Origin of the sequence: Rhodococcus sp. (in: high G+C Gram-positive bacteria), from assembly GCF_049286785.1 — a bacterium.
GTDB lineage: Bacteria > Actinomycetota > Actinomycetes > Mycobacteriales > Mycobacteriaceae > Rhodococcus_F.
This window is the reverse complement of sequence record NZ_JBAQEO010000347.1, coordinates 1-2376: the sequence shown is the minus strand read 5'-3', so window position 1 is coordinate 2376 and position 2376 is coordinate 1. Positions and strand designations below refer to the sequence as shown.

At 60.9% G+C, this 2376-nt stretch carries 1 protein-coding gene; it reads right to left on the bottom strand.

Annotation, left to right across the window (positions count from 1 at the left end; genetic code table 11):
- Window positions 1-424 precede the first annotated feature (424 nt).
- On the bottom strand, window positions 425-2376 hold a 1952-nt coding region (locus WAW17_RS13050), incomplete at its 5' end, for a type I restriction-modification enzyme R subunit C-terminal domain-containing protein (protein ID WP_422333388.1).

Sequence of the window (2376 nt, the reverse complement as noted above, 5' to 3'; positions counted from 1 at the left end):
GGCCGATCATCCATCCGGGTCCGGACAGCCTCGGCGAGTAGATCTGATCGAGCGGTGTGTGGATCGCAAGGTCGACGACATGTGACGGCAATGGCGTAAGTCGGCGGTAGCACGACTCCACGATGCTCGCCGAGCGGGTACACGTATAACTCCCGACAGCCGTGGTGCGCCGCTGCTACCTTCATTGATCATCGAATCCCACTGTGCGACCATCATTCAGATGAATGACAGGCGCAGAGTCACTACCGGGAGAAGTGTCGCCACATCGTGAACGTCGGCCCTGCACAATTTTCGGCACTCGGCTGGTCCCGGAGGCGGCAAAGACGCCCGACACTCGCTCTCGTCAACATGGACCGGCGGCGCGCATTCTGGCCGGGTGCGAACCGGTCGGGCGTCTCGAAATTTCCTGGAGACCCCGATAGGTCTACGCGGACTGAGCCGAATCGTTGATCTGCCGTAGCACGGTGACGATCCGATCAGCGTCGTCGCCCTCGAAGACCTGGTCCAACCCCATCGGGGCGTTGTTGGTGAACGGCGGCTCGTACAGCAGGCCGGGATCCATCACTCCGTGCCGGGTGAGGTGGCTGATGATGAGGTTGACGAAGTCGATCTGCTGAGAGGTGGCGGTGCGTCCGTTGAGGAAGTCGGCGAACGCTTCGGTTGTGGCCTGCCGGTCGAGGCCGACGAGTGAGCGGATGAACCGGCCGAGTCCCTGGGCGTTGTTGGCGGCGCGTTGCACGTCCTCGGCTGTGCCGATGCCGCTGGTTTCGAGGAGCTGCTGCAGCGAGGCAAGGTCGGCCTCGGTGAGAGGTTTGCCGGTGCGCAGTTTCTGGAATGCGAGGTTGTCGGGCTGTCGATAGAGGTAGTCGCGGACCTTGGCGTTGAACCGGTCAGTGTCGGTTGCGGTCATCAGTTGAGGCATGTCGACTTCCTCGACATCGCCCAGGGTGTCTACGAAGTCGGTATAGATGATCGCCCGCTTCGACTTCTCAAGCAGTCCAACCAGATTCCGAATTTTCCTGCGAACCTCCTCGAGCATCGGCAAGGTAACGTCGATCCACCAGTCCTCGCCGGAAACCTCTCTCAGCAGCACCTCTTGTGCACGGATCGCCGGGATGGACAATTGCTCGAGCAGACCATCGGCGATGTCGCGAATCCTGGTCTGATAGGGCGGCAGTGTGGTGAGGTCGTCGAGTACTGCGAGCTGGGTCTGCAGTAGAAGTAGATCGAATCGTTTGGCGTTCTCGTCGTCGTCTCGTGTCGAGGTGGGCCACGGTGCCAGGTTTTCCACGATCTCGTCGACGGTGTCTTTGGTGATCGCATCCCACGCCGCCCGGTCCGCGTACTTTTCCACATACCGTCGTTTCGGGCGGACGAGGAAGTTCTCGAGCTGCATGCCCTGAACCTTGGTGTGCAGCAAGTCCGCGACCGCTGTCCGCAGCTCCTGCTCGGTCTCGCTGCCGGCCAGGTTGGCGAGCAATTCGGTGCGGGCGGTGAAGAGTCGCTGCGACAGGGATGGGGTTACCGATCCGTCCGAGGCGTCTGGGTGCTCCTTGAAGAACTCGAAGTTGCCGCACAGGTCGAAGATGAAGAAGTCCTTCTTGTCCAGGCCTGGGCCGTAGAGATCGGGACACAGCCGGGTGCCGCGGCCGACCATCTGCCAGAACTTCGTCTTCGACCGCACTGGCTTGAAGAACATCAGGTTCACGATCTCGGGCACGTCGATGCCGGTGTCGAGCATGTCCACCGAGATCGCAATGTGCGGGGCCTTGTCGCGCTGAGAGAAATCGTCGATCAGAGACTGGCTGTGTTCAGTCTTGTGGGTGATCACCCGGGCGAACGCGCCCTTGTACTCGGGATAGTTCTTGTTGAATCGTGCGGAGATGAACTCGGCGTGGGCATTGTTCTTGGCGAAGATGACGGTCTTGCCGAGCCGGTCGCCGCCGGCGACCTTGTGCCCGTGCGTCATCAGTGTTTTCAAGGCCTTGTCGACGGTGTCGATGTTGAACAACCACTTGTTGACGGCTTCGGCTTCGACCCGGTCGGGGGTTTCCTCGTCTCCCCAGTCGGCGGACTCCCATTCGGCCTGTTCTTCCTCGGTGAGGTCGTCGTAGCTGATCCCGCGGCTCTGAAAGGTCAGCGGCACGGTCACCGCCCGCGGCGGCACCAGGAAACCTTCATTGATGGCGTCCTCGAGTTCATAGTGGTCGGTGGGGACACCATTCTCCAGGTTGAACAACTGGTAGGTGTTGCGGTCCACCTCGTCACGCGGGGTTGCGGTCAGTCCGACGAGCAGGGAATCGAAGTACGTGAAGATGTGCCGATACTTCTGGTACACGGAGCGGTGCGCCTCGTCGATGACGATGAGATCGAAAT